Annotated in this window: 21 protein-coding genes, 1 tRNA gene and 2 pseudogenes; 15 read left to right on the top strand and 9 right to left on the bottom strand. The window is 69.4% G+C overall.

Translation table 11 applies throughout. From position 1 onward, the window contains the following. Positions 1-143 precede the first annotated feature (143 nt). Together G5C66_RS18655 and G5C66_RS18650 are read left to right on the top strand one after the other, a co-directional pair. Positions 144-5,477: a HAMP domain-containing protein gene (locus G5C66_RS18655; protein WP_165112435.1), complete on the top strand. Its 5,334-nt coding sequence runs from the start codon at positions 144-146 to the stop codon at positions 5,475-5,477. Further along, entirely contained in the window at positions 5,474-6,133 is a 660-nt protein-coding gene (locus tag G5C66_RS18650; RefSeq protein WP_338144224.1) for a response regulator, read from the top strand. Before G5C66_RS18655 ends, G5C66_RS18650 begins: the two co-directional genes overlap by 4 nt. Positions 6,134-6,136: 3 nt before the next feature. On the opposite strand, the gene G5C66_RS18645 is transcribed toward G5C66_RS18650, so the two are convergent. From G5C66_RS18645 to soxR, 4 genes are all read right to left on the bottom strand, one after another. Then, entirely contained in the window at positions 6,137-6,373 is a 237-nt protein-coding gene (locus G5C66_RS18645; RefSeq protein WP_165112434.1) for a DUF6752 domain-containing protein, read from the bottom strand. 1 nt (position 6,374) lies between these two features. Further along, positions 6,375-7,973: a class I SAM-dependent methyltransferase gene (locus G5C66_RS18640; protein ID WP_165112433.1), complete on the bottom strand. Its 1,599-nt coding sequence runs from the start codon at positions 7,971-7,973 to the stop codon at positions 6,375-6,377. Further along, a complete protein-coding gene (locus G5C66_RS18635) occupies positions 7,970-8,401 on the bottom strand; it encodes an FAD synthase family protein (RefSeq protein WP_045550834.1) in 432 nt (143 codons plus the stop codon). Before G5C66_RS18635 ends, G5C66_RS18640 begins: the two co-directional genes overlap by 4 nt. Positions 8,402-9,128: 727 nt before the next feature. Then, the gene (soxR, locus tag G5C66_RS18630; RefSeq protein WP_338144223.1) at positions 9,129-9,581 is read right to left on the bottom strand and encodes a redox-sensitive transcriptional activator SoxR; all 453 of its coding nucleotides are present in this window, start codon (positions 9,579-9,581) and stop codon (positions 9,129-9,131) included. A 92-nt stretch (positions 9,582-9,673) separates the two neighbouring features. Here soxR and G5C66_RS18625 point away from each other — a divergent pair, with 92 nt between their 5' ends. Next, entirely contained in the window at positions 9,674-11,119 is a 1,446-nt protein-coding gene (locus G5C66_RS18625; protein WP_165112431.1) for an MFS transporter, read from the top strand. Here the strand turns inward: G5C66_RS18625 and G5C66_RS27090 are convergent. Then, a pseudogene (locus G5C66_RS27090) lies at positions 11,016-11,345 on the bottom strand (SDR family oxidoreductase); the annotation flags it as partial. The gene G5C66_RS18625 and the pseudogene G5C66_RS27090 overlap by 104 nt on opposite strands. Before the next feature lie 127 nt (positions 11,346-11,472). Here G5C66_RS27090 and G5C66_RS18615 point away from each other — a divergent pair. Beyond that, complete coding sequence (locus tag G5C66_RS18615) at positions 11,473-12,246, top strand: alpha/beta fold hydrolase (RefSeq protein ID WP_165112430.1); 774 nt, start codon at positions 11,473-11,475, stop codon at positions 12,244-12,246. A gap of 23 nt (positions 12,247-12,269) precedes the next feature. Here G5C66_RS18615 and G5C66_RS18610 read toward each other — a convergent pair whose 3' ends face one another. Next, positions 12,270-13,010 carry a helix-turn-helix transcriptional regulator gene (locus G5C66_RS18610; protein ID WP_165112429.1) on the bottom strand — a complete coding sequence of 247 codons (741 nt, stop codon included), beginning with the start codon at positions 13,008-13,010 and terminating at the stop codon, positions 12,270-12,272. 54 nt (positions 13,011-13,064) lie between these two features. Here G5C66_RS18610 and G5C66_RS18605 point away from each other — a divergent pair, with 54 nt between their 5' ends. The 3 genes and pseudogenes from G5C66_RS18605 to G5C66_RS18595 form a co-directional block, all read left to right on the top strand. Next, positions 13,065-14,192 carry an MFS transporter gene (locus G5C66_RS18605; RefSeq protein WP_206444277.1) on the top strand — a complete coding sequence of 376 codons (1,128 nt, stop codon included), beginning with the start codon at positions 13,065-13,067 and terminating at the stop codon, positions 14,190-14,192. A 158-nt stretch (positions 14,193-14,350) separates the two neighbouring features. Continuing rightward, a complete protein-coding gene (locus tag G5C66_RS18600) occupies positions 14,351-14,638 on the top strand; it encodes a hypothetical protein (protein WP_165112428.1) in 288 nt (95 codons plus the stop codon). Then, a pseudogene (locus tag G5C66_RS18595) lies at positions 14,635-15,534 on the top strand (TerC/Alx family metal homeostasis membrane protein); the annotation flags it as partial. The gene G5C66_RS18600 and the pseudogene G5C66_RS18595, both read left to right, overlap by 4 nt. Positions 15,535-15,626: 92 nt before the next feature. Here G5C66_RS18595 and G5C66_RS18590 read toward each other — a convergent pair. After that, positions 15,627-15,705: transfer RNA gene (locus tag G5C66_RS18590), tRNA-Gln, on the bottom strand. Positions 15,706-15,838: 133 nt separating this feature from the next. Here G5C66_RS18590 and G5C66_RS18585 point away from each other — a divergent pair. From G5C66_RS18585 to G5C66_RS18570, 4 genes are read left to right on the top strand one after another with little or no spacing between them, the layout of a single operon-like run. Continuing rightward, positions 15,839-16,426, top strand: coding sequence for a GNAT family N-acetyltransferase (locus tag G5C66_RS18585; RefSeq protein WP_165112427.1), 588 nt, complete (start codon positions 15,839-15,841; stop codon positions 16,424-16,426). A gap of 34 nt (positions 16,427-16,460) precedes the next feature. After that, complete coding sequence (locus G5C66_RS18580) at positions 16,461-16,901, top strand: hypothetical protein (RefSeq protein WP_165112426.1); 441 nt, start codon at positions 16,461-16,463, stop codon at positions 16,899-16,901. 60 nt (positions 16,902-16,961) lie between these two features. Next, on the top strand, positions 16,962-18,068 hold the full coding sequence (locus tag G5C66_RS18575; RefSeq protein WP_338144222.1) for an ATP-dependent DNA ligase: 1,107 nt from the start codon (positions 16,962-16,964) through the stop codon (positions 18,066-18,068). A 10-nt stretch (positions 18,069-18,078) separates the two neighbouring features. Beyond that, positions 18,079-18,603 (top strand): hypothetical protein, encoded by a 525-nt coding sequence (locus G5C66_RS18570; protein ID WP_165112425.1) that lies wholly within the window; start codon positions 18,079-18,081, stop codon positions 18,601-18,603. Positions 18,604-18,801: 198 nt separating this feature from the next. On the opposite strand, the gene G5C66_RS18565 is transcribed toward G5C66_RS18570, so the two are convergent. Then, positions 18,802-19,887, bottom strand: a complete 1,086-nt coding sequence (locus G5C66_RS18565) for a DNA polymerase domain-containing protein (RefSeq protein ID WP_165112424.1) — start codon at positions 19,885-19,887, stop codon at positions 18,802-18,804. 140 nt (positions 19,888-20,027) lie between these two features. Between G5C66_RS18565 and G5C66_RS18560 the strand changes: the two genes are divergently transcribed. From G5C66_RS18560 to G5C66_RS18550, 3 genes are all read left to right on the top strand, one after another. Continuing rightward, positions 20,028-21,290: a pyroglutamyl peptidase gene (locus tag G5C66_RS18560; RefSeq protein ID WP_165112423.1), complete on the top strand. Its 1,263-nt coding sequence runs from the start codon at positions 20,028-20,030 to the stop codon at positions 21,288-21,290. A gap of 104 nt (positions 21,291-21,394) precedes the next feature. Next, entirely contained in the window at positions 21,395-22,255 is an 861-nt protein-coding gene (locus G5C66_RS18555) for a DUF4349 domain-containing protein (protein ID WP_165112422.1), read from the top strand. 40 nt (positions 22,256-22,295) lie between these two features. Continuing rightward, positions 22,296-23,591: a GNAT family N-acetyltransferase gene (locus G5C66_RS18550; RefSeq protein WP_165112421.1), complete on the top strand. Its 1,296-nt coding sequence runs from the start codon at positions 22,296-22,298 to the stop codon at positions 23,589-23,591. A gap of 9 nt (positions 23,592-23,600) precedes the next feature. Here G5C66_RS18550 and G5C66_RS18545 read toward each other — a convergent pair whose 3' ends face one another. Continuing rightward, positions 23,601-24,080, bottom strand: a complete 480-nt coding sequence (locus G5C66_RS18545) for a cysteine dioxygenase (RefSeq protein ID WP_338144225.1) — start codon at positions 24,078-24,080, stop codon at positions 23,601-23,603. A 61-nt stretch (positions 24,081-24,141) separates the two neighbouring features. On the opposite strand from G5C66_RS18545, the gene msrB reads away from it, so the two are divergent. Then, entirely contained in the window at positions 24,142-24,570 is a 429-nt protein-coding gene (gene msrB / locus G5C66_RS18540; RefSeq protein ID WP_165112419.1) for a peptide-methionine (R)-S-oxide reductase MsrB, read from the top strand. The last annotated feature ends 2 nt before the right edge of the window (positions 24,571-24,572 follow it).

Raw genomic sequence — 24,572 nt, 5'->3', positions numbered from 1 at the left:
GAACGGCACTGATCAGACCAAGGAAACCTGCTGGTAGGTCAAGGAATGACCAGAATCGAGGGGAACGACCGTTTTGTCAGCCGCGACCAGCGGTTGGGTGCGACACTGCAGCAGACGCGCGATTCGGCGCGAGAGGAGGCCAGATGCCCTCATCGACGGGCACATCGACCGGTACGCCGGTCGATGCCGCACGCCCCGAGCCGGTGCCGGTCGACCCGATCGCGATGCGCCAGCTCAAGGACGCGATGACCGCGATGCGCGACGGCATCTTCACCGGACGGCTCGAGCCCGTCGACGGGCCGCTCGGCGACCTCGCCTCCCTCCACAACGAGATCGCCGAACGGCTGAGCCAGCTGAGCGGCGAGCTCTCCCGCGTACGCCGCGACGCCGGTCGCGACGGCCACCACGACGAGCGGCTCCGGCCGAGCATCGGCGGCGGAGCCTGGGCCGGTGCGGTCGAGGACGCCAACGGTCTGGTCGCCGACCTGGCCCGCCCGACCGCCGAGGTCGCCCGGGTCGTCGCCGCGGTCTCCGCCGGCGACCTCACCCAGACGATGGCCGTACGCCACGGCAGCCGCGCCCTCAAGGGCGACCCGCTGCTGGTCGCCAAGAGCGTGAACGGCCTGGTCGCCCAGCTCGCCACGATCACCGAGGAGATCGCCCGGGTCACCCGCGAGGTCGGCACCGAGGGCAAGCTCGGCGGTCGCGCGCGCGTGCGCAACGCCACCGGCACCTGGCGCGACCTCATCGACGCGGTCAACACGATGTCCTCGCGCCTGACCGCCCAGGTCCGCGACATCGCCGAGGTCACCACCGCCGTCGCCAACGGCGACCTGTCCCGCACGGTCACCATCGAGGTCTCCGGCGAGATGGCACAGCTCAAGGACACCGTCGACCGGATGGTCGGCCAGCTGTCCTCGTTCGCCGCGGAGGTCACCCGTGTCGCCCGCGAGGTCGGCACCGAGGGCCGTCTCGGCGGCCAGGCCGACGTACGCGGCGTGTCCGGCACCTGGCGCGACCTGACCGACTCGGTCAACACCATGGCCTCCAACCTGACCTCCCAGGTGCGCGGGATCTCCTCGGTCGCCAAGGCCGTCGCCCGCGGCGACCTGTCGCAGCAGATCACGGTCACCGCGCGGGGTGAGGTCGCCGAGCTCGCCGAGACGCTCAACTCGATGACCGCGACCCTGCAGACCTTCGCCGACGAGGTCACCCGTGTCGCCCGCGAGGTCGGCACCGAGGGCATCCTCGGAGGTCAGGCCGAGGTGCCCGGCGTGGCCGGCCGGTGGAAGGACCTCACCGACTCGGTGAACTCGATGGCCTCCAACCTGACCAACCAGGTCCGCGACATCGCCCAGGTCACCACCGCGGTCGCGGGCGGCGACCTGTCGCAGAAGATCACCGTCGACGTACGCGGCGAGCTCGCCGAGCTCAAGACCACCGTCAACACCATGGTCGACCAGCTCTCCGCCTTCGCCGACGAGGTCACCCGTGTGGCCCGCGAGGTCGGCACCGAGGGCATGCTGGGCGGCCAGGCCGAGGTGCCGGGCGTCGGCGGCCGGTGGAAGGACCTCACCGACTCCGTCAACTCGATGGCGACCAACCTGACCAACCAGGTCCGCAACATCGCCCAGGTCACCACCGCCGTGGCGGGCGGCGACCTGTCGCAGAAGATCACCGTCGACGTACGCGGCGAGCTCGCCGAGCTCAAGACCACCGTCAACACCATGGTCGACCAGCTGTCCTCCTTCGCCGACGAGGTCACCCGCGTCGCCCGCGAGGTCGGCGGCGAGGGTCAGCTCGGCGGCCAGGCGGCGGTGCCGGGCGTCTCCGGCACCTGGCGCGACCTGACCGACTCGGTGAACTTCATGGCCGGCACCCTGACCGCCCAGGTGCGCAACATCGCCCAGGTGACCACCGCGGTCGCGCGCGGCGACCTGAGCCGGCAGATCACCGTCGACGCCCGCGGCGAGATCCTCGAGCTCAAGTCGACCATCAACACCATGGTCGACCAGCTCTCCTCCTTCGCCGACGAGGTCACCCGTGTGGCCCGTGAGGTCGGCACCGAGGGCCGCCTGGGTGGCCAGGCCGACGTCCACGACGTCTCCGGCACCTGGAAGGACCTCACCGACTCCGTCAACTCGATGGCGTCCAACCTGACCGACCAGGTCCGCAACATCGCCCAGGTCACCACCGCCGTCGCCCGCGGCGACCTGACCCAGAAGATCACCGTCGACGCCCGCGGCGAGATCCTCGAGCTCAAGTCGACCATCAACACCATGGTCGACCAGCTCGGGTCGTTCGCCGACGAGGTCACCCGCGTCGCCCGCGAGGTCGGCACCGAGGGCGCCCTCGGTGGCCAGGCCCAGGTGCCCGGCGTCGCCGGCACGTGGCGCGATCTGACCGTCTCGGTGAACTCGATGGCCTCGAACCTGACCAACCAGGTCCGCAGCATCGCCCAGGTGGCGAAGGCGGTCTCCCAGGGCGACCTGTCGCAGAAGATCTCCATCGAGGCCCGCGGCGAGGTCGCCGCCTTGGCCGGCACCCTCAACGCGATGGTCGACACGCTGCGTACGTTCGCCGACGAGGTCACCCGAGTCGCCCGTGAGGTCGGCACCGAGGGCTCGCTGGGCGGTCAGGCCCACGTGCGTGGCGTGGCCGGCACCTGGAAGGACCTCACCGACTCGGTGAACTCGATGGCGTCCAACCTGACCTCCCAGGTCCGCAACATCGCCCAGGTCACCACCGCGGTCGCGCGCGGCGACCTCACCCAGAAGATCACCGTCGACGCCCGCGGGGAGATCCTCGAGCTCAAGTCCACGGTCAACACCATGGTCGACCAGCTCTCCTCGTTCGCCGACGAGGTCACCCGCGTGGCCCGCGAGGTCGGCACCGAGGGCAAGCTCGGTGGCCAGGCCGAGGTCGCCGACGTCTCCGGCACGTGGCGCGACCTGACGGAGAACGTCAACCAGCTCGCCTCGACGCTGACGACGCAGCTCCGCGCGATCGCCGAGGTCTCCGCCGCGGTGACCCAGGGGGACCTGAGCCGGCAGATCACCGTCGGCGCCGCCGGCGAGGTCGCCGAGCTGAAGGACAACCTCAACGAGATGATCGACTCGCTGCGGGAGACCACCAAGGCCAACGAGGACCAGGACTGGCTCAAGACCAACCTGGCCCGGTTCACCGGCCACATGCAGGGTGGTCGTGATCTGCTCGAGGTCGCCCGGCTGATCGTCTCCGAGCTCACCCCTCTGGTCGGCGCCCAGCAGGGCTCGATCTTCCTCACCGACCAGACCTCCGAGCAGAGCGGTCCCAAGGTCCTGCGCCGGATCGCGTCCTACGGTTATCAGCCCAGTCCCGAGGTCCCCGACGTCTTCGCACTCGGCGAGGGACTGGTCGGGCAGGCTGCCTACGACCGTCAGCCGATCGTCGTGCGCGACGTGCCTTCCGACTTCCTGCGGATCTCCTCCGGGCACGGGTCGGCCTCGCCTGCCTCGATCGTGGTGCTCCCGGTGGCGTTCGAGGAGAAGGTGATCGGCGTGGTCGAGCTCGCCTCGTTCCGGCCGTTCAGCGCCGTCCACATGCAGTTCCTCGAGCAGCTCGCCGAGTCGATCGGGGTCTCGCTCAACGCGATCATGGCCAGCTCCCGCACCGAGGAGCTGCTGGTCGAGTCGCAGCGCCTCGCCGCGGAGCTGCAGGACAAGCAGGACGAGGGCGCGCGCCAGCAGGTCGAGCTGCAGCAGACCAACGCCGCGCTCGAGGAGAAGGCCCGCCAGCTCGCCGACCAGAACCAGGCGATCGAGATCAAGAACCTCGAGATCGAGGAGGCCCGGCGCGGCCTGGAGGAGCGCGCCGAGCAGCTCGCCCTCTCCTCCCGCTACAAGTCCGAGTTCCTGGCCAACATGTCCCACGAGCTGCGTACGCCGCTCAACTCGCTGCTCATCCTGGCCCGGCTGCTCTCCGACAACGTCGACGGCAACCTCAACGCCCGCCAGGTGGAGTACTCCCGCACCATCCACGGAGCGGGCACCGACCTGCTCCAGCTGATCAACGACATCCTCGACCTGTCCAAGGTCGAGGCCGGGAAGATGGATGTCCACGTCACCGACGTGGACGTGACCTCCGTGGTCGAGTACGTCGAGGCGACCTTCCGGCCGCTGACCGCCGAGAAGGACCTCGACTTCATCGTCAGCGTCGACCGCGACGTGCCCCGTGTGCTGCGCTCGGACCAGCACCGGCTGCAGCAGGTGCTGCGCAACCTGCTCTCCAACGCGGTCAAGTTCACCGACAGCGGCGGCGTACGCCTGCTGATCCGCAACGCCTCCGGCGAGCGCTTCTCGACCCGCAGCCTGCAGGAGGCCGACGCGGTGCTGGCCTTCTCGGTGATCGACACCGGCATCGGCATCCCACCCGAGAAGCTGAAGGTCATCTTCGAGGCGTTCCAGCAGGCCGACGGCACCATCAGCCGCAAGTTCGGCGGCACCGGCCTCGGGCTGTCGATCAGCCGCGAGGTCGCCCACCTCATCGGCGGCGAGATCCAGGTCAAGAGCGAGCCCGGCCACGGCAGCTCGTTCACCCTGTACGTCCCCAGGATCAGCTCCGACACGGTCGACGCCCAGCCCGCGACGCCCGCGGTCGACGAGCCACAGCTGGCCGGCCCCAGGGCCGACCAGCTCCTGCTGGTCCTCAGCGGTGGCGGCGACGAGACCGGCCCCGGCACCAGCGCGGTCGTGGAGGCCCTCTACCGCTCGGTCGACGAGGTCGAGACCGTCTTCGGCTCCTCCTCCGACGAGGCCCAGGCCGTCCTGGCCGAGCGCGACGTCGACTGCGTGGTGCTCGACCTCCCGCTGGCCGACGGCGGCTTCGAGGTGCTCCGCTGGATGCGCACCCACAAGCGCACCAAGGACACCCCGGTCGTGCTGAGTAGGGTCGGCGAGGTGACCAAGGCTCAGCAGAACCGGCTGGACAGGTACGCCCAGGCGATGACCCTGAAGACCCCGGCGACCACCGAGGAGGCGATCGACGACGTGAGCGCGCTCTTGGGCCGCACCGGGGTGCAGCTTCCCCGGACGTACGTCGCCGAGCCGACCGACACCACCGGCCAGTTCGTGGGCCGGCGGATCCTGATCGTCGACGACGACGTACGCAACGTCTTCGCGCTCACGAGCGCGCTCGAGGAGCACGGCATCGACGTCCTCTACGCCGAGTCGGGCGAGGCCGGGATCGAGACGCTGCAGCGGGAGCCGGGCGTCGACCTGGTGCTGATGGACATCATGATGCCGGGCATGGACGGTCTGACCGCGATGCGGCTGATCCGCGACATCCCGCAGTTCAAGAGCCTGCCGATGATCGCGCTGACCGCGAAGGCGATGACGGGCGACCGTGAGGACAGCATCGCCGCCGGCGCCTCGGAATACATCACCAAGCCGGTCGACGTCGCCGACCTGCTCTCGCTGTTCCGGGTGTGGCTTCCGTGAACGAGACCGCTGCCGCCCCGATCGGGGCCCCGACGAGCGCACGAGCCAAGATCCTGCTGGTCGACGACCGGGCGGCCAACCTGGTCGCGCTCGAGGCGATCCTCGGCTCGCTCAACCAGACCCTCGTGCGGGCGGGCTCGGGCGAGGACGCCCTGCGGGCCCTCCTCCACGACGACTTCGCGCTGATCCTGCTCGACGCGCAGATGCCGGGGATGGACGGCTTCGAGACCGCGACCCGCATCAAGGCCCGCGAGCGCACCAAGGACGTCCCGATCATCTTCCTGACCGCGAACGACTTCGACACCCACCTCGCCTATCGCGGCTACGCGACCGGCGCCGCCGACTTCCTGGCCAAGCCGTTCGACCCGTGGCTGCTGCGCGCGAAGGTGCAGGTCTTCGTCGACCTGTGGCACGCCAGCCGCAAGCTCAGCACCCAGGCCGACCTGCTGCGCCGCTCCCTCGACGAGCGCCGCGCCCCGGGGCCCGGCCGGGTCGACGTCGACGTCGTCGCCGACCTCCGGTCGCGCCTCGCCGGCGTCGAGGAGGCAGTCGCGGACCTGGACGGCGGCGCCGACGTGGGTCCCGGCAGCGACGCCCGCCGCCGGCTCAGCCAGCGGCTCGACGACCTCAAACAGGCGCTCGACGCCCTGGGGTGATCGTCAGATCTTCGCTCGATACTCCGCGAGGATCTTCTCCGCCTTCTCCTTGTCGGCGTCCTGCAGCGGGATGAGCAGCTCGGCGATCACGTCGGTCAGCTCGGCGACGCGCCGGTTGAGCTGACGCTGCTCCTGCACCTCGGCCTCGAGCGCTTCGATGCGGCGGACCAGCGAGGCGCGCGTACGGGCCGCGTCGCGGGCACCGCGGGCGATGTTCTTGATGCCGGATTCGTCGGACATGTCAGTTTCCTTCTGCAGACGTGAGGGAAGGCCAGGAGGCGCGCAGCCGCGCGACGCCCGGCAGCGGGTTGCCGAGCATGTCCTGGGCGTCGCTGACCCCGAAGTGCTCGACGACACCGCCGGCCGCCTCGATCTCGGCGTGGACGAGGGCGGGGTCGACCCGGCGTACAAGGCCCTCGGGCTTCGGGTCGGGAAGGTTCTCGCCGGTGACCGCGAACTCGAGGAAGAGCTTGCCGCCACCCGGCCGCAGAGCCATCTTCGCCAGGGTCCACAGCTGGCTGCGGGCCGCGTCGTCGAGGCAGCCGAGCAGGTCGCGGGCGTAGAGGTGGTGGGGGTCGCGGGCCAGCCGGGCACCCAGCGTCAGCGTCGAGCGGAGCTCACCGAGGATGAGCTGGTCGGAAACCAGGGGCAGGTTGTGGCGCTCGGCCCGGCGGCGTACGGCGGCCACCGCGGCACGCGAGAAGTCCACCGAGCGCACCTGGTGGCACTTGCGGGCGAAGAAGCGCGCGTCGCGGCCGACGGCGCCGGAGCCGATGTCGACCACCTTCGCATCTTCGGGCAGCTGCTTCTGGACCCATGCGCCGAAGGCCGACTGCTTGCTCTCGAGCTCGCCGCTGTGGGTGTTGTGGAACTCGGTCCAGGCCCCCATGTCGGTGCGGAAGCCGCGCAGCCAGCCGTCGAGGCGACGTACGCCCGCGGGCGGGTCGGCGTACTTGAACGACGGGTCCGGAGTGCGCCACTTGGGACCGTAGATGAAGGCCAGCATCTCCTCCGGCTTCGCGGGCGCCGGGAAGTCGTAGCCGTGCAGGTTGATCGTGGAGACCGGCAGGATCGCGTCGCGGCTCAGTCGGCCGGAGCGGTTGCCGAGCTGGTAGAAGACCGGCTCGCCGTCCTTGTCGGGCACGTAGAACGCCACGAAGATGTCGATGTGCACCTTGCGGCCGTCGGAGACCTGGTGGAGCACCTTGATGTCGCCGCCGGACATCCGTAGGACGCTCCAGCCGCGCTCGCGCATGGTGCGCTCGATGGCGTACGACTCGGTGATGATGTCGGCGGGCACGGTGTGCTTGGAGAGGTAGCAGACGTCGGTGTCGGAGTCGTGGCCGAGCATCCGGCCCTCGCGGATCGCCCCGAGGAGCGCGCCGTAGTTGAGGTAGGCCTCGACGCCGACCACGTCGCGGAGGTCGGCGAGGACACGCTGGGTGCCGTCGAGGATCTCCTCGCGGATGCCCTCGTTGGTGGCCTCGAACGAGCGGGTCAGGTGGCCGACCTTGTCGACGCTGAGCGGGTTGCCGCCGCCGTCGACGATCGAGATGGCGCCCTCGCCGGTGCCGAGCGAGACCTTCTCCTCGTGGAGCACTTCACCGTCGTAGTCGGCGATGGTGATCGTCGCGGAGCCGTTCAGGAACCGGGTGAGCACGTTCGGCCACGGCACCAGGGTGCCCCCGTCGGACGGGTGGCCGTCGCGGTCGGGCGTGAGGGACCAGACGTACTGGCCGTCGACGGAGAGGATCAGGACCTGTGACGAGGAGCCTCGGACGAGGACCCCGTCGTCGGAGATCGCGAACTGTCCGCCAGAGGTGGAGGCGCCGACGGTCACGAGACCTGGGCGCCTTCTCGCGCGATCGCCTTCCGCAGAGCGGTGCTGCTGGTCTGGAGGGTGTAGGGGAAGTAGACGACCTCGACACCGACCGACGCCATCTTCTTCTCGAGCGCGTCGCCCTTCTCGGTGCCCTTCCAGTCATCGCCCTTGAAGAGGTGGGTGAACCCGACCTCGCGCCAGGAGTCGACCTTGTCGGTGGTGCGCTCGGCGTAGACCGCGTCCACGATCCCGATCGCCTCCACGATCTCGAGCCTCTCGACGAGCGGGACGGTCGGGATGATCCCCTTGGTCGTCTCGCAGACCTCGTCGGAGACCACACCTGCGATCAACGTGTCGCAGCGCTCCCGCGCCTGGCGCAGCATGTTGAGGTGACCGATGTGGAAGAGATCGAACACGCCAGGTACGTAACCGATGACCGGTCCCATGCCCACGCTTCCTCCAAGTGTTTGTCGATTAGTTTGGGCGACTTTACACCCTGCTCCCCCACGGCCCTGATACAGGCCAGTATCCATGCCTCCCCGTGCATCGTCGGAATCACCAGCGCGACACGCGGACATGCACAGCAAGCCTGGTGACCTTACATGAAGATGAACAGCGCGTGGCCACTACGACATCGGATTCCGCGATCACAACCCCGGCATCAACCGGTTCCCCACCCGCGACTTTTACCAGAGCGCACTCAAGGACCTTGCCCTGGGGATGGACCCATGGAGCACCAACCGGTACGCCCACGCAGGGGGCAACCCCATTGGCATGGTCGACCTCGACGGACACAGGCCTACCGGCGCGGACGGCGAGGAGTGCCCGCCAGACACCTGCGGCACGCCAGCGCCGCCGCAATATGTCGCTGCCCCACGCCGATCGAACGTGACGATGAGGGTGGAGCTTCGGCTGGAGATCCCGAGGAAGCAGGAGAACCAGAGACACCAATCACCAAGCCACCGCCCTCGGCTTCCGCAACCCGACCATGTCGGTCACGCTGTCCTGGACCTGCCGGTCGCGGACCGTCACCCCAGAGCCGGTCGACGTCGCACGAGGTGACGTCGATTGCGAACTCCTCGGCATCTCTGCGGGCACTCACTACACCACATCCTGGTGACGATTGGCGTCAACGGCAACCGGCGATCGACGAGCATCACCACCCTCTGACCGTCACGCCGTCGGCCGCCGTTGGAGACGGACCGGGCCGGGGCCCTCCTGCTGGAGTTCGTCATCCGGGTTCAGGAGGGCACAGGCCTTCATGGACAGGCAGCCGCAGCCGATACAGCCGGTGAGCTCGCGTTCGAGGTTCTCGAGGATCCGGCGGCGCTCCTGGAGCTGGCGGTGCCATGATCGCGACATCCGCTGCCAGTCCTCGTGGGTGGGTTCGCGGTTGGCCGGGAGCTCGGCGAACAGCGCACCCAGGTCGGACAGCGGAATGCCGAGCCGCTTGCCGATGATGATCAGCGAGATCCGGCGCAGCATGTGCCGCGCGTAGATCCGCTGGTTGTACCCGTCGCGGCCCGAGAACACCAGGCCCTTGCGTTCGTAGAAGTGCAGCGCGGACGCGGGCACACCGGTCCGCCGGATCACTTCGCCGATCGTTAGCGGAGCGGTGGTGTCCACGTGCCCGTCCATGCGCGGGAGGTTATTGGCTCAACCAAGGTTGAGGTCAACAGTTTGCGCTCAACCGCAGTTGAGGCGCTGGGCTGGTCGCCATGAGAGTACTTCCTCTGGTTCTGGTCGCCGTCGTCCTCGTTGCCATGTCGATCTCCGGTACCGCTGTCGCCCTGCCCAGCATCGGCCACGACCTGGACGCATCCGGGTCACCGCTGAACTGGGTGGTCGCGGGCTACAACCTGGCTTTCGCCGCGATGACCCTGGTGGCCGGGTCGACCGCCGACCGCGTCGGCCGGCGCCGGGTCTTCGTCGCCTCCGCGGCCACCTTCGCTGTCGGCTTCCTCGGCACGGCGCTGAGCCCGTCGATCCTGGTCGCCGACGTGGCGCGCATCGTCTCGGGCGCCGGCGGCGCAGGCCTGATGGCGGCGGGAGGAGCACTGCTCGCCGCGTCGTACGACGGACCGGCACGCAATCGCGCCTTCGCCCTGATGGGAACCATGGCGGGTGTCGGAATCGCGATCGGCCCGAGCCTGTCCGGGCTGCTGATCACGGCCACCGGCTGGCGCGGCAGCTTCCTGGTGTTCGCGACCCTCGGCCTGCTGGTCGCCGCGGGCGCGACGCGGCTGCACGAGTCTCGGTCTCATGGTGGTGCCGCTGACTGGCTGGGCAGCGCACTGTTCGTGCTGGCGTTGTCCGTCCTGATGTACGGCGTCCTCGAAGCGCCGGAGCTCGGCTGGGGGCATCCGCGGGTACTCGTGGCGCTTGTCGTAGGTCTGGTCACGCTAGTTGCGTTCGCAGCCGTGCAGCGCCGCAGCGCGACGCCGGTGCTGGCGCCGGAGCTGACAGCGAACCGTGGGTTTCTCGGGTGGAGCCTGGCCACACTCACAACCTCGATCGGTTTCCTCGGCGTGCTGGTGTTCCTGCCGACGTACCTGCAAGTCGCCTCCGGTCTGTCCCCGGCGGTCGCCGGCGTGGCGATGATGCTGCTGACCACGCCGGTCCTGGTGATGCCGTTGGCCGCCGTGACGTTGGTCAACCGCGGGGTCTCGCCGCGCCTGCTGATCCTGGTCGCCCTGACCCTCGTTGCCGGCGGCAACCTGTGGATGGTGGTACTTCGACCCGAGCACACTGTCGCCGTGATCGCCGTACCGCTGCTGCTGATCGGCATCGGCATGGGCATGTCCTTCGGGATCACGGACGGGCAGGCGATGAGCCTGGTCCCGCCGGACGCGGTAGGGATGGCTGCAGGCTTTCTCAACACGTTGCGGGGTGCTGCGGAAGCCCTCGCCATCGCCGGCTTCAGCGCCTCGCTGCTGGGTTTCCTATCGGTGAAGCTCGGCGCCGGTCGCGCGGCGGCTGTCAGCTCGGGCCACCTCAGTGATCAGGTCACGAGCGAACTGCAGGCGTTCACCTGGTCCTGGCAGCTGACCCAGCTCGGCGTCAGCGCGCTCTGCCTGATCCTGACCGCCGTAGTCGCGACCCTGATCCTCCGCGCACCGGTGACGTCACCTGCCGCCGCACGCACACCGGACCTGCAGTCCTGATCAATGCATGTATAGACCGCCGTCGACGTTGAGGGTCTGGCCGGTGACGTAGCCGGCCTTGTCCGGAGAGGATGAAGGCGATTGCGGAGGCGACATCGTTCGGTTCGCCGACCCGGTTGACGACGAGATCCGCGGCCAGGGTCGTCCGGCGGTCGGGAGTGAACGGCCCGCCCAGGATGTCGGTGTCGACGGGTCGGGGGGCTACCGCGTTGACGGTGATGTTGTGCGGGCCGAGCGTAGATTCGGTGTCCTAAGGGGTCGATCCAAGCAAGTTGGAGACGACCCCTTTGCCATACCCGCAGAACCAGCCGCCGGCTCGTCGCCAGGAGCGCCGCTGAGCTAGCGTCGGATCCATGGATGTCGTCGAGGTCGACGGGCTGAGTCTTGCCTTCCGGCGAGCCGGGGACGGCCCGGCGGTCGTCTTCGTCCACGGCGGCGCCGAGGACAGCCGCACCTGGACGCCCCAGCTCGATGCCCTCGCCGACGAGTTCACCGTCATCGCCTGGGACGAACCGGGCGCCGGCGGCTCCTCGGACGTCCCGGCGGGGTTCGGGCTGAGCGACTACGCCGACTCCCTGGCCGGCCTGATCCGCGCCCTCGACATCTCTCCATGCACCCTCGTCGGGCTCTCCTGGGGCGTCACCGTCATCCTCGAGCTGTATCGACGCCACCCCGGCCTCATCCGCGGCCTCGTCCTCGCGGACGGTTACGCCGGCTGGCGCGGCTCGCTCGGCGCCGAGGAGGCGGACGCCCGGCTCGCCGGTCTTCGCGACCAGCCACCGGGCGCCTTCGATCCGACCCTGCCAGGCCTCTTCGCCGGCTCTCCGCCGGAGCAGTTCGTGCCGCTGCTGGAGGCGATGACAGCCGACGTACGCCGCGACAGCATGCTCACCGCCCTCACCGCGATGGCCCAGGCCGACCTGAGCGACGTGCTCGACACGATCCGGGTGCCCACCCAGCTCGTCTGGGGCGCCCTCGACGCCCGCTCTCCCCTGTCCGTCGCCCGCGAGTTCGAGCGCCGTATCCCGGGTGCCGACCTCGCCGTCATCCCCGCCTGCGGCCACGTCAGCAACGTGGAGGCACCGGAGACCTTCAACGACATCGTCCGCTTCTTCCTCCGGGCCTGAGACCCGGCTCGCGCGAAGCTGGCTCACATGCGGTACGCACCCGGCGTCGTGCCGAAGATGCGGCGGAACGTGTCGATGAATGCGCTGGCCGACGACCATCCGCAGCGGTGCGCGACGGTGGTGACCGGCATGCCGTCGCCGAGCAGGATGAGGGCGTGACACAGCCGCTGCTGCGTACGCCACTGGGGGAAGGTCATGCCGGTGTCGCTTCGGAAGAGTCGAGAGAGCGTACGTTCGCCGGCACCGACCTCGCGGGCCAGCTCGGCGAGCGGGCGATCGTCGGCGGGGTCTGCCTCGAGCAACGCGCACAGCTGACGAAGTCGCGGGTCCGCCGGCGCAGGAACGAACATCGGCTGCTCGGGCGCCGCGCGCAGCTGGTCCACCAGCACAGCTCTCAGCCGGCGTCGCTCCGGTCGGTCATCGTCGGGTTGTGCCGTGTAGGCGACGATGAGCTCGCGCAGCAGCGGCGGGACGGTGAGCACCCGAGGACGATCCAGTCTCAGCGGGTTGATCGTGCTGGGGAGGCCGACCAGGTGGAGCTCGACCCGGCCGTAGGCGCGGTGGGCGTGCGCGATCCCCGCAGGGATCCACAGCGCTCGGGTCGCGGGCGCCACCCAGGTGCCGGCATCGGTGGTGATGGTGACGACGCCGCTGGCGGGAAAGGCGATCTGGTGGTCGTCGTGGCGGTGCTGCGGGATCTCTCCGCGGTGGCGCAGCGGCCGTACCCGGGTCGGAGCCTCGGGCTGGTGGCGGATCTGCGACATATCATGGCAGTTTATCGGAAGCGCGACAGCGCGAGCCGACATCAGAGTTGAGGCATGCTTCGTCAGCGCCCCGGCAGTCGGAACATCTGGCAGCTCTCGGTCAGCCACGGCTGTGTCGATGTCTACCAGGGTGCCGTCGCCGCTCTGGTCCCGTTCTTCATCACCGAGCGCGGTTACGGCTATGCGGCTGCGGCCGGCGTGGTGCTCGCCGCATCGCTGCTGTCGTCGTTGGTGCAGCCGGTGTTCGGTGTGATCACCGACCGTCGCCCGCTTCCGTGGTTGCTTCCGGCCAGCACGCTGACCGCAGGGGCAGGAGTGGCGCTGAGCGGGCTGATGCCGACGTATCCCCTCACCGTGGGTCTGATCGCCGTCTCGGGTGTGGGAGTGGCGGCCTACCACCCGGAGTCGGCCCGGGTGGCGCGGGCAGCAGCAGGTTCGCACACCTCGATGGCGTGGTTCTCGCTCGGCGGCAACCTGGGATTCATCGCCGCACCGGTGCTCGTCCTCGCGGTCGTACAGGTCGGGGGCCTGGCATGGACACCGCTGCTGATGATCCCGGCGCTGGCCGGGACGGTGCTGGCGTGGGCTGCGCTGCGGGCAACGCCACGGTCCGCGCAGATCGATCGGTCGGGCACTGCCGCACAGAGCCGCGACGACTGGCCGTCGTTCCTTCGGCTGTCCCTGGCGGTGATGTGCCGGTCGATTGTGTTCGTCGGCCTCAGCACGTTCGTCGCGGTGCACGTGGCGGACCAGGTCGATGGTGGCACGGTCTCGGGCACCACAGCACTGTGGGTCCTCTACGTGGGCGGAGGCATCGGCACCGTTCTCGGCGGGCGACTCGCCACGCGCTGGGACCGTGTCACGGTCGTACGCTGGTCGGCGCTGGTCACCGTGCTGGCCGTAGCCGGCGTCGTGCTGGCGCCCGGCCCGGTGGCCTACGTGTTCGTCGCGTCGGCATCCGTCGGCCTGTACGTGCCGTTCTCACTGTTCGTCACGCTCGCCCAGGACTACCTGCCGTCCCGGGTCGGCACCGCCAGCGGCGTGACCCTCGGACTGACCATCACCGTCGGCGGGCTGGCCAGTCCCGCGATCGGCGCCCTCGCCGACAACACTGCAGACCGCACTGCTGCCGCTTGTCGCGGTCCCCGCGCTCGGGTGGCTGGCCATGCGTCGGCTCCGTGAGCCGGGCGCCAGCACTGTCGGTGCGACTTCGAGCGGGTTACCATGAGTTTCGAAGGGGAGTACCTCCGTCGCCACGTGTCGTCATCTCGGCTTCCCGCCCGGCCCGTGGAGCGCCCGCTGAGGAAGACCTTCGTCGGACTACCGATGGAGGTGCAGCAATGTCTACGACGACGCAGTGGGATGGCGCCGAACCAGCCAGGCGCGAGAACGCTCAACTGCTGATCTCAGCCGAGGCACAAGCCGGCACCCTGGGCGAGATCGTCGCCTGGGTCGGCCTCGCGATCTGGGGCGGCGCACTCGTCGCGTTCGTCCTCTACGACATCGCCCATTCCTACCGGAATCACCACCCGGCGCTACATCAACCGATGCTGCACAAGCCACTGCTTCACAAGCCGGTGCTGCACAAGCGAGGCCACCAACCCGGACGGCACCAGGACACCAGGTGACCACCGGGGCGGCGATCGACTCGATCGCAACGCCCACCCTGTGGCTGGTCACGATCGGTGCCTTGCTCGTCCTGCTGGCACTCGACTTCGTGATCACCCGACACCCGCACGAGGTGTCGATGCGCGAGGCGCTGCGCTGGTCGGTCTTCTACATCGCGCTGCCACTGGCGTTCGGAGGTTTCGTCTGGTGGCGCTACGGCTCCTCTCGTGGCCTGGAGTACCTCACCGGCTATCTGGTCGAGAAGTCACTCAGCGTCGACAACCTCTTCGTGTTCATGCTGTTGCTCGCGGCCTTCGCCGTTCCTCTGGACCTGCAACAGCGGGTCCTGCTGTACGGCATCGTCGGCGCGCTGATCCTGCGGGCGGTGTTCATCGCGATCGGGGCGGTCGCCCTGGCGGCGTTCGACTGGACGTTCCTGGTCTTCGGGCTGATCCTGATCGCCACCGCGGTCAGAGTCCTCGCGAATCGCGTCCGCGACAAGACCGACGACATCGACGTAGATGCGCTCCGGATCGTTCGCCTGGCTCGCCGCTTCGTTCCCGTCACTCCCGACTACCAGGGTCCTCGCCTGGTCGGTCGGCTCGACGGCCGGAGGGCACTCACGCCGTTCGCCCTCGTCGTCCTGGCGGTACTGACCACCGACGTCGTGTTCGCAGTCGACTCGGTTCCTGCCGTGTACGGCATCACCGGCGACCCGTTCCTCGTGTTCATCACCAATGCGTTCGCGCTGCTCGGTCTGCGCGCCCTCTACTTCGTTCTGCAAGGGGCTCTCAACAAGCTGGTGCACCTGGACTACGGGCTCGCGGTCATCCTCGCGTTCATCGGGATCAAGCTTGCGCTGCACTGGGCGCACCAGCGCTGGGAAGCCGTCCCCGAGATTCCCACACTCGCCTCGCTCGCGGTGATCACCGGGATCCTCGCCGTGACCGCCCTCACCAGCCACCTGGCAACACGTCGGCGCTACATCGGGACGAGGCAGACTTTCTGCTCCCCGGGTAGGAGTCGAACCTACGTCGCTAGTCCTGATTCAAAGTCAGGCGGGCCCTGCCGGCAGACCAACCGGGGAACGTACGCCGAAACGCACGGGACAACTGTAGACGGCAATGGCGGCACCGACCGCACTGACTCAGCATGATCCGTCAGCAGGATGGGCGAACCGCGCTATCGTCGAGTCACTGTCCCGTGTCGAGGAGCTCACGTTGGCCGACGAAGTCAGGATCGATGGTTCGACCGTTCGCACGGGGCGGGTGCTGCTCCGACCATGGCGCGAGGACGACGCGCCGGCGGCGCTCGAGATCTACGGCAGCGCCGAGGTCGCCCGCTGGCTGGCGCCGGCCATGGAACAGATCACCGACGTCGACTCCACGCGGGCGACGATCAAGAGCTGGCTCGCCACGCCTCCCGGACCCGCCGGCCGGGTGAGCGGCCGTTGGGTGATCGAGGAGATCGAGAGCGGACGTGTCGCGGGGTCGGCACAGATCCTCCCGCTCCCTCCGGAAGGCGAAGACCTGGAGGTGGGCTACCAGCTCGCCCCTTGGGCGTGGGGCCGGGGACTGGGCTCGGAAGCAGGGCACGCCCTCGCCCACTACGCGTTCGCCAACGGCGAGGAGGAGATCTTCGCCGTCGTACGGCCCCGCAACGAGCACGGCATCAACGCCGCACGCCGCATCGGCATGGAGTGGGTCGGAGAGACGGAGAAGTACTACGACTTGAGGCTTCAGGTCTACCGCCTCCGCAACAGCGACCTGGACGTGTCCCTGCTCCACCCGAGCCCTGTCGAACGCTGACCCGCAGTGCCTGATCGCCCGTTAGCCTGAGCCCGTGAACACGCTCGCCGACCTCGGGCGACCGGACTCGAGGTTTCAGACACTCCTCTCGGGTCGGTCCGCAGCGGTGGTCGGTGTCCTGGGTGCGATGGTCACCGTCGCCATCGCCGGGCAGCCTCGGTTCGGGCTGGCGCTGGGTTGCCTGTCGGTGGTCGGCCTCTACGGTGTCTATCCGACGTTCTCGATCGGCTGGGGTACGCCTCGGGAACGGCTGACCGAGTGGGCCTTCACGCTGGTCGGCATCGGGAGCATCGTGCTCGCGCTGTCGCTCGATCCACGCTGGCTGGCGCTGGCGTGGTCGGCGCACGGCGTCTGGGACGCGTTGCACCATCGGAGACACCACGTCGTCGGCCTGCGCGGAATCCCGCCCTGGTACATCCAGACGTGCCTGGTGTGGGACTTCCTCGCCGCCGCCGGACTGCTGATCCTCCTGTAGAGCCCGGCGATCTGGCGCGAGCACCGACCTCAGCGCTCCCCGATCGCCTACGGTGAGCACGTGGACCTTCCTGTGATGCCGCCGATCCTGCCGATGCTCGCGAAGCCCGTGAAGGGCGTGCCGACGGACGGCGGCTATGCGTTCGAGCCGAAGTGGGACGGGTTCCGGTGCATCGTGTTCAAGGACGGGGACGAGGTGGAGCTGGCGTCGCGCAACACGAAGCCGCTGACGCGCTACTTCCCCGAGGTCGTCGAGGCGCTGCGGAAGGCGCTGCCGGAGAAGATCGTGCTCGACGGGGAGATCTTCGTGGCGATCGGCAACCGGCTGGAGTTCGAGGTGCTGCAGCAGCGGATCCACCCGGCCAAGTCGCGGATCGAACTGCTGGCGGAGGAGACGCCGGCTGCGTACGCGGCCTTCGATCTGCTCGCGGTCGGCGAGGAGAGCTTCCTGGAGAAGCCGCTGACCGAGCGGCGGGCGGCGCTCGAGGAGGTCTTCACGACCGTGACCTCTGACAACGTCCACCTGTGCACGACGACGACCGACCCGGCGATCGCCCAGGACTGGTTCACCCGGTTCGAGGGTGCCGGGCTGGACGGGGTGATGGCCAAGCCGCTGGACGCGCCCTACTCCCCCGACAAGCGGACGATGCTGAAGATCAAGCACTCGCGTACGGCGGACGTGGTCGTGGCCGGCTACCGCGAGCACAAGACCTCCACGCCGGAGAACCCGCTGCTGGGGAGCCTGCTGCTGGGCCTGTACGCACCCGGGGAGGACGGCCGGCCGGAGCTGCAGCACATCGGCGTGTCCGCGTCCTTCACCGCGAAGCGACGCGCCGAGCTGTGGCAGGAGATGCAGGAGCTGGTCGTCCCGATCGAGGAGCACCCGTGGGGCCGTTGGCAGGAGTTCCTGACCGCCAACCCCGACCGCGTCCCCGGCACCCAGAGCCGCTGGTCGCAGGGGAAGGACCTGTCCTTCACCCCGCTGCGCCCGGAGCGGGTGCTCGAGGTGGGCTACGACCACATGGAGGGACGCCGATTCCGGCACACCGCGCAGTTCAAGCGATGGCGCCCCGACCGGGACCCGGAGTCGTGCGGCTACGAGCAGCTCGAGGAACCCGTGGCGTACGAGCTGTCCGAAGTGCTCGGAGGTGCATCTAAATCCGGCTAGGGTCGGAGACATGAGCTACGACGTCGTACTCCTGGTCGAGCAGGCAATCACCCTCGACGACGCGACCCGGGTCCACTCCCTCCACGAGGGGGTCGAGGATCCGGTCTACCACGTGCTGCTGCCCTTGGAGGACGCCGCCGCCCGGATCGAGTCGGCGATGGGCACGCTCAGCGCGGCCGAATACCTCGGCTCGGCGATGATCATGAACGAGATCGACCTCGACGCGGTGCGTGAGGAGGCCAAGGAGGAGGCGGAGAAGGCCCTCGCCCAGACCCTCGAGGCCCTGAAGACGTCCGGTGCCGCTGCCCACGGCGAGCTCGTCCAGGACCCGGTCAAGGCGCTGCGCGCCAAGGTCGCGGCCGTCGACGGCCGGGAGGCGATCATCATGACCCGGCCGCACGTGGTGGCCGAGTTCTTCCACGTCGACTGGACCCACCAGGCCCGCCGCCACCTCGATGTCCCGGTGCTACATCTGATCGAGCACGAGAACTTCGACGAACAGGCCGGTGAAGGCGAAGGAATCAACGGAATGTGATGCGTTTCGTCCGCATTACCGCGAAATCCGCAGAAGTGACAGTTGACACATCAAAGGTTACCGCTCTGTTACCGGCCTGACGTGGCAGTTGTGGCCCGCATTCCCCTAGTATCTTGGGGTCCGCTGTTCCGGGGGGATCCAGCGGACTGAAGTGCCTGCTCGTGCGATCGGGGGATCCGCGCTGAGCGGGCACTTCTACTATTTGTCGCCGATCCGGTTGCCTTCCTCGTCCCAGTGGGACGCGACCTTCTTGCTCGGCTGCACGCGCGGCGGCTCGCCCGGCATCTTCGGGTAGTCGGGCGGGAAGTTGAGCTCACCTCCGGGCAGCTTCTCCCAGAGCTCGAGCAGCGGTGTCAGGTCGTACGCCTCGTCGTCGATCTCCGCCCAGCGGTCACCGTCGGCGAGGAAGTCGGGGACGGTGAACAGGTTGAGCTCGCGCGGGTCCTTCAGCTCGGCGAGCTCGTCCCAGGTCAGCGGGGTGGAGACGGGTGCGCCGGGCTTGGGCCGCAGCGAGTAGGCGCTCGCGATCGTGCGGTCGCGGTTGTTCTGGTTGAAGTCGACGAAGATGCGCTCGCCGCGCTCCTCCTTCCACCACGCGGTGGTCACTCCCCCGTCGCGGCGCTCCAGCTCGCGGCCAAACCCGATCGCGGCGTGGCGCAGCTCCTCGAAGGTCCACTCGGGGCGGATGCGTACGTAGATGTGTACGCCGCGGTTGCCGCTCGTCTTGGGGAAACCGCGCAGGCCGAGCTCCTCGAGGGCCTCCCGGGCCACGCCGGCGACCCGCAGCACGTCGGCGAAGTCGGTGCCGGGCTGAGGGTCGAGGTCGATGCGCAGCTCGTCGGGGTGGTCCACGTCGGCCCGACGGACCGGCCAGGGGTGGAAGGTGAGGGTGCCCATCTGGGCGCACCAGACCGGGATCGCGGGCTCGGTGGGACAGATCTCGCGCGCCTTCCGGCCGCTGGGGAAGGTGATCTCGACCTCCTCGAGGTAGTCGGGCGCACCCTTGGGCGTGCGCTTCTGGTAGAAGCCGTCGCCCTCCTTATCGGTGGGACCGGTGGCCAGCTTCATGCCCTCGCGCCAGCCGTCTGGCCAGCGCTCCAGCGCGGTCGGTCGCTCACACAGCGCCCGCATCAGCGGGTCCCCGACGGTCGCGAAGAACTCCGCGACCATCAGCTTGGTGACCTCGGGAGTGCGGTCGGTCGCCTCGTAGATCACCCGGTCGGGGCTGGAGATCCGCACCTCGCGCTCGCCTGCCTGCACGTGTGCCGCCGGTGTCTTCGCCATGACCGCCAACCTAGCCCGCCCTGGGCCGCTCCCCCAGCGAAATCACCCTGACGACACCCGCAACCCACTAGCCAGTACGTCCCGAGCCCGGCATGATCCGCTCCAACATCCGGCGACCGCCACGATCTCGGAGGACCCCCATGTCGACTCGAACCACGGCACTGACCGCCGCCACGGCGGCCCTCGCCGCCGCCCTCACCCTCGGCCCCAGCGCGCCCGCGACGGCGAGCACCGACACCGAGTGCGGCACCGTCGCCGCGCCCGTCACCCGGGTGGAGCACACCCGGCTCACCAACCCGGCAGTGACCGACATCCTGGCCCGGTCCGGGTTCGACGACGTCGCCGGCGCGGTGCGTACGGCCGTCTGCGACGCGGGCAGCAGCAAGGCCGCCATCGCAGCGGCGGGGCTCGCCGGTCGGGCGCTGTGGCAGCGCGCGGTCGACCGCGTGCAGGGCCGCGGCGACGCCGGTGGCGACCTGCCCCGCAGCGACGACCGGCCGCTCTACTGGGCGCGGCTCGCGGGCGAGCAGGAGATCGCCCGGGTGGCCCCGGCGTACCGGACCTGGTCGGAGGACGCCCGGCGCAAGGTGGCGCATGCCTTCGACCAGGCCTCGCGAGGCATCGACACGACGGGGTTCAGCGGCGGGGAGCACGGCAGGCAGCGTCAGGTGCTCGCCTCGGGCTTCGACCCGTTCACCCTGGACCGCAACATCCGCCAGTCCAACCCGTCCGGCGCGACGGCGCTGGCGATGGACGGGCGCACAGTCCAGACGGCCGAGGGGCCGGTCGAGATCCAGACCGTGGTGTTCCCGGTGCTGTGGGGGCCGTTCGAGCAGGGCATCGTCGAGCACGCCTTCCTGTCCCACCTGGTCCCCGGCAAGCGCGACGTGGACACCGCCATCACGATCAGCCAGGGCCGTGCGGGCCGCTTCGACCTGGAGGTCTGGAACGGCGCCCACCGCGGCACCTTCCCCGACAACGACCGGGTCAGCGTCAACGAGATGATCCCGATCCCCGAGGACGTGCCGCATGCCGACCCTCAGCCGCAGTGGACCCGGACCACGCTCCCGGTCGAGGCGATGAAGGCGGCCGTGCCCGGCACGTTCCCGGTGAACATCAACCGCGTCGTCACCGAGATCCCGGCCGGGTCGACCACGCCGGTCACCCGGGAGGACCCGACGCCGGGCTCCACGGCGGTCGCCGGTGGCGGCGGTGACTACCTGTCCAACGAGTCGGCCTACCGCACCACCGCCCTCCGCGACGCGCTCGTGGCCGACACCAAGCAGGGCCACATCCACGTACCGGTGCTCAACGGAGACGCCACCGGCGAGCCGCTCGCCGACATGCGGGCCGAGATCGTCGCCCAGACTCTCGCCCTGGTGGCGGCTGCGGCGACGAGGTGACCCGCGCACAAGGAAGTGGCCGTCTCCTGCACCGTTTTCATGCCCCCGGGCGTACTGAGGGCATGAAAACAGCAAAGGTCAGGCCTATCTCGGGTGCGGCCCTTGTGATAGTCAGCATCTTCGCCCTCAGCGCCTGCGGCGGGTCGGGTGGATCGAGCGATGCCTCCGCCGACTCCGACATGGCATCGGTCGAGTCGTTGACCGACCAGTCTGCCGGGAAGGCGGCACCGGAAGCGGCCGATGCCGCGGCACCACAGCAGGCCGTCGTGAAGGCGTCGATCATCTCCACCGGCTCGGTCGCGCTCAGCGCGAAGGACGTCGGAAAGACACGTACGCAGGTGCAGCACGTCTCCGACAAGTACGCCGGCCAGGTCACCGAGCAGGAGACCAGCGACAGCGACGACGACGGACCCAGCCATGCCCGGATGGTGCTGCGGATCCCGTCGAAGTCGTTCGCCGACGCGATGGCCGACCTCGAGGACACCGCCACCCTGGTCGACTCCAACACCACGACCACCGACGTCACCACCCAGGTCGTCGACACCGAGGTGCGGGTCAAGAACGCCCGCGCGAGCATCGAGAGGATCCGTACGCTCCTGTCCCGCGCGGAACGGATCGGCGACGTCATCTCGATCGAGTCCGAGCTCGCCCGGCGCGAGGCCGACCTCAACTCCCTGCTCGCCCAGCAGGCCGCGCTCGAGGACCAGACGTCGCTGTCGCCCATCACGGTCACGATCGACCGGGCCGGCCCCGGCGGCTCCTCGGACGACCCCGGCTTCCTGGCCGGTCTGGGCGCCGGCTGGGACTCGCTGGGCGCCTCGGCCCGCGTCCTCGCGGTCGCCCTCGGCGCCATCGTCCCGTGGCTGCCGGTCGTCCTGCTCCTCGCCGCCCCCGTCTGGCTCCTCTCCCGGCGCCGGAGGCAGGTGGTCGCGACGGTGCCGGCCGCCGATCCCGCGGACGAATAACCGTTCGAGATCGGGTGCTCGACGGCGTACTTTTCTGAGCATGAGCGCCCTCGAGCACCCCGGTCTCGTCTTCCGCAGCCTCGACCCGTTCGACGGGGACGAGGCCCAGCTGAAGGGATGGTACGAAGCGACCCGGCGTGGCTTCCACCAGTCCCGCGGCAGCGACGACGGGATCAAGGTCTGGCGCGACCACATCCGCACCGACTCGGTGACCGTGCTGGGTGCGTGGATGGAGAGCTCGGAGTTCTCCTCGGCCACGATGCCGGTCGCGACCTTCTCCTCGTGGACCTCGCCGATCAACGTGGGCGGCGGCGCGAGCCTGCCGGCGCTGCTGATCAGCGACGTGACCGTCTCCCCGACCCACCGGCGCCAGGGGCTGCTGCGCAAGCTGATGACGATCTCGCTCGCCGACGCGGTCGCCGCGGGGGTGCCGCTGGCCGCGCTGACCGTCTCGGAGGGCTCGATCTATGGCCGCTTCGGGTTCGGCACGGCGACCCACCTGCGTCAGATCGAGGTCGACGTGACCTCGAAGTTCCGCTACCGCCCCGAGGTGCCTGCCGACGACGGCGCGGTGACGCTGATCGAGCCGGCCGACGCCTGGAAGACGGTCGCGGAGATCTACGCCACCTTCCAGGAGCGCACCCGAGGATCCGTCACCCGGCCGCAGTTCTACGAGCCCTGGCTCTCCAGCGGCTACGACTTCGACAGCGACTCAAAGGGCGAGTCCAAGCAGCGCACCGCGCTGCACCTGGACGCCTCCGGCACCCCCGACGGCTACGTGGTCTACAAGACCGCCGACGAGCGCAACGACTCCGGGCTGCGGATGGCCAGGGTCGTCGACATGGTCGCGCTGACGCCAGCGGCCTACCTGCGACTGTGGCGGTTCCTCGCCGACATCGACCTCGTCGAACGCGTCGGTTGGCGCCGGGCACCGGTGCAGGACCCGCTCTACTGGGCCCTCGCCGAGCCGTTCGCGGTCAAGAGCGCCGAGCTCGACGACATGCTGTGGATGCGCGTGCTCGACGTGCCGGCCGCCCTCCAGGCGCGACCCTGGTACGCCGCCGGCGAGGTCGTCCTCGGCGTCGAGGACCCGCTCGGCCACGCTGACGGCTCGTGGAGGGTCGCGGTGACCGACGGCGTCGCCGAGGTCACCCGCACCGATGCCGCCCCGACCGTGCAACTGGCCGCCGACACCCTCGGCGCCCTGTATCTCGGTGGCGTCGACGTCCGCACCCTGGCGGCCGCCGGGCGGATCACGGGCACGCCCGAGGCGGTCGAGACCTGGGCGGCGATGGCCGACGGTGGCCCGCTGCCCTACTGCATCACCGGGTTCTGACCGACCGGATCAGGGACGCCCCGGCTCGGCCCCGATCAGGCTGATCCGGTCGCCGCGGAAGTGGTAGTGGTGCATCGCGTCCAGCCGCGGGGCGTACGCGTGCAGGCTGAGTGCCGGGAGCGAGCCGACGTTGCGAACGTCATGGACGTGACCGGGAGCGTGGGCCCGGGCGTCGCCGGGGCCGATGTCGGCGAGCTGCAGCCCGCCGAGCCAGTTGTGCTCGACCAGGCTGCCGGTGAGCACGGTGAAGGCGGTGGTCGCGGTGCCGTGGTCGTGGAAGCCGGTGCTGGCGCCCGGCGCCCAGGCGATCAGCCAGACCTCGACGTCGGCGTCGCGGCGGAGCAGGTGGAACTCGCGTCCGGTCTCAGGCGGCCGGACGCGCGCGATCAGCTCCTCGTCGTCGGCGTGGGTGCGGAGCGCGTCCAGCAGGGGCTGTGTGGCAAGTGCGGTCATGGTGGCCTCCTCCAGAAGCGTCGTGAGTTTAAGTATAGTAGATCACTCCACTTTGGCAATGGAGTTGTGCTCCCACCCCAGACGTACCATTTCAACCATGGGTTACAACGTGGAGAAGTCCGACGAGGAGTGGCGGGCGCAGCTGACGCCCGAGGAGTACGCGGTGCTGCGCCAGGCGGGCACCGAGCGGGCGTTCACGGGTGAATACACCGACACCGAGACCAAGGGCGTCTACTCGTGCAAGGCCTGCAAGGCCAAGCTCTTCGAGTCGGACACCAAGTTCCACTCCGGCTGCGGCTGGCCGTCGTTCTACCAGCCGATCAGCGACACCGTGGAGTACGTCGAGGACAAGTCCCACGGCATGGACCGCGTGGAAGTACGCTGCGCCAACTGCGGCTCCCACCTCGGCCACGTCTTCCCCGACGGCTACGGCACCCCGACCGGCGACCGGTTCTGCATCAACTCGATCTCGATCTCGCTGGAGCCTGCTGACCAGGCCCGATCGGCCAGGACGATCGTCACCTGACG

Origin of the sequence: Nocardioides turkmenicus, from assembly GCF_011045035.1 — a bacterium.
GTDB classification, from domain to species: Bacteria; Actinomycetota; Actinomycetes; order Propionibacteriales; family Nocardioidaceae; genus Nocardioides; species Nocardioides turkmenicus.
Note: the sequence above shows the minus strand (reverse complement) of the source record. Positions and strands in the feature narration are given on the sequence as shown.

Coding starts and splice junctions, on each gene's coding strand:
- G5C66_RS18605 (WP_206444277.1), top strand. CDS start 13,065: ATGCTTCGTCAGCGCCCCGGCAGTCGGAACATCTGGCAGCTCTCGGTC.
- msrB (WP_165112419.1), top strand. CDS start 24,142: ATGGGTTACAACGTGGAGAAGTCCGACGAGGAGTGGCGGGCGCAGCTG.
- G5C66_RS18625 (WP_165112431.1), top strand. CDS start 9,674: ATGAGAGTACTTCCTCTGGTTCTGGTCGCCGTCGTCCTCGTTGCCATG.
- G5C66_RS18610 (WP_165112429.1), bottom strand. CDS start 13,010: ATGTCGCAGATCCGCCACCAGCCCGAGGCTCCGACCCGGGTACGGCCG.
- G5C66_RS18600 (WP_165112428.1), top strand. CDS start 14,351: ATGTCTACGACGACGCAGTGGGATGGCGCCGAACCAGCCAGGCGCGAG.
- G5C66_RS18560 (WP_165112423.1), top strand. CDS start 20,028: ATGTCGACTCGAACCACGGCACTGACCGCCGCCACGGCGGCCCTCGCC.
- G5C66_RS18550 (WP_165112421.1), top strand. CDS start 22,296: ATGAGCGCCCTCGAGCACCCCGGTCTCGTCTTCCGCAGCCTCGACCCG.
- G5C66_RS18655 (WP_165112435.1), top strand. CDS start 144: ATGCCCTCATCGACGGGCACATCGACCGGTACGCCGGTCGATGCCGCA.
- G5C66_RS18615 (WP_165112430.1), top strand. CDS start 11,473: ATGGATGTCGTCGAGGTCGACGGGCTGAGTCTTGCCTTCCGGCGAGCC.
- G5C66_RS18635 (WP_045550834.1), bottom strand. CDS start 8,401: ATGGGACCGGTCATCGGTTACGTACCTGGCGTGTTCGATCTCTTCCAC.
- G5C66_RS18565 (WP_165112424.1), bottom strand. CDS start 19,887: ATGGCGAAGACACCGGCGGCACACGTGCAGGCAGGCGAGCGCGAGGTG.
- G5C66_RS18570 (WP_165112425.1), top strand. CDS start 18,079: ATGAGCTACGACGTCGTACTCCTGGTCGAGCAGGCAATCACCCTCGAC.
- G5C66_RS18645 (WP_165112434.1), bottom strand. CDS start 6,373: ATGTCCGACGAATCCGGCATCAAGAACATCGCCCGCGGTGCCCGCGAC.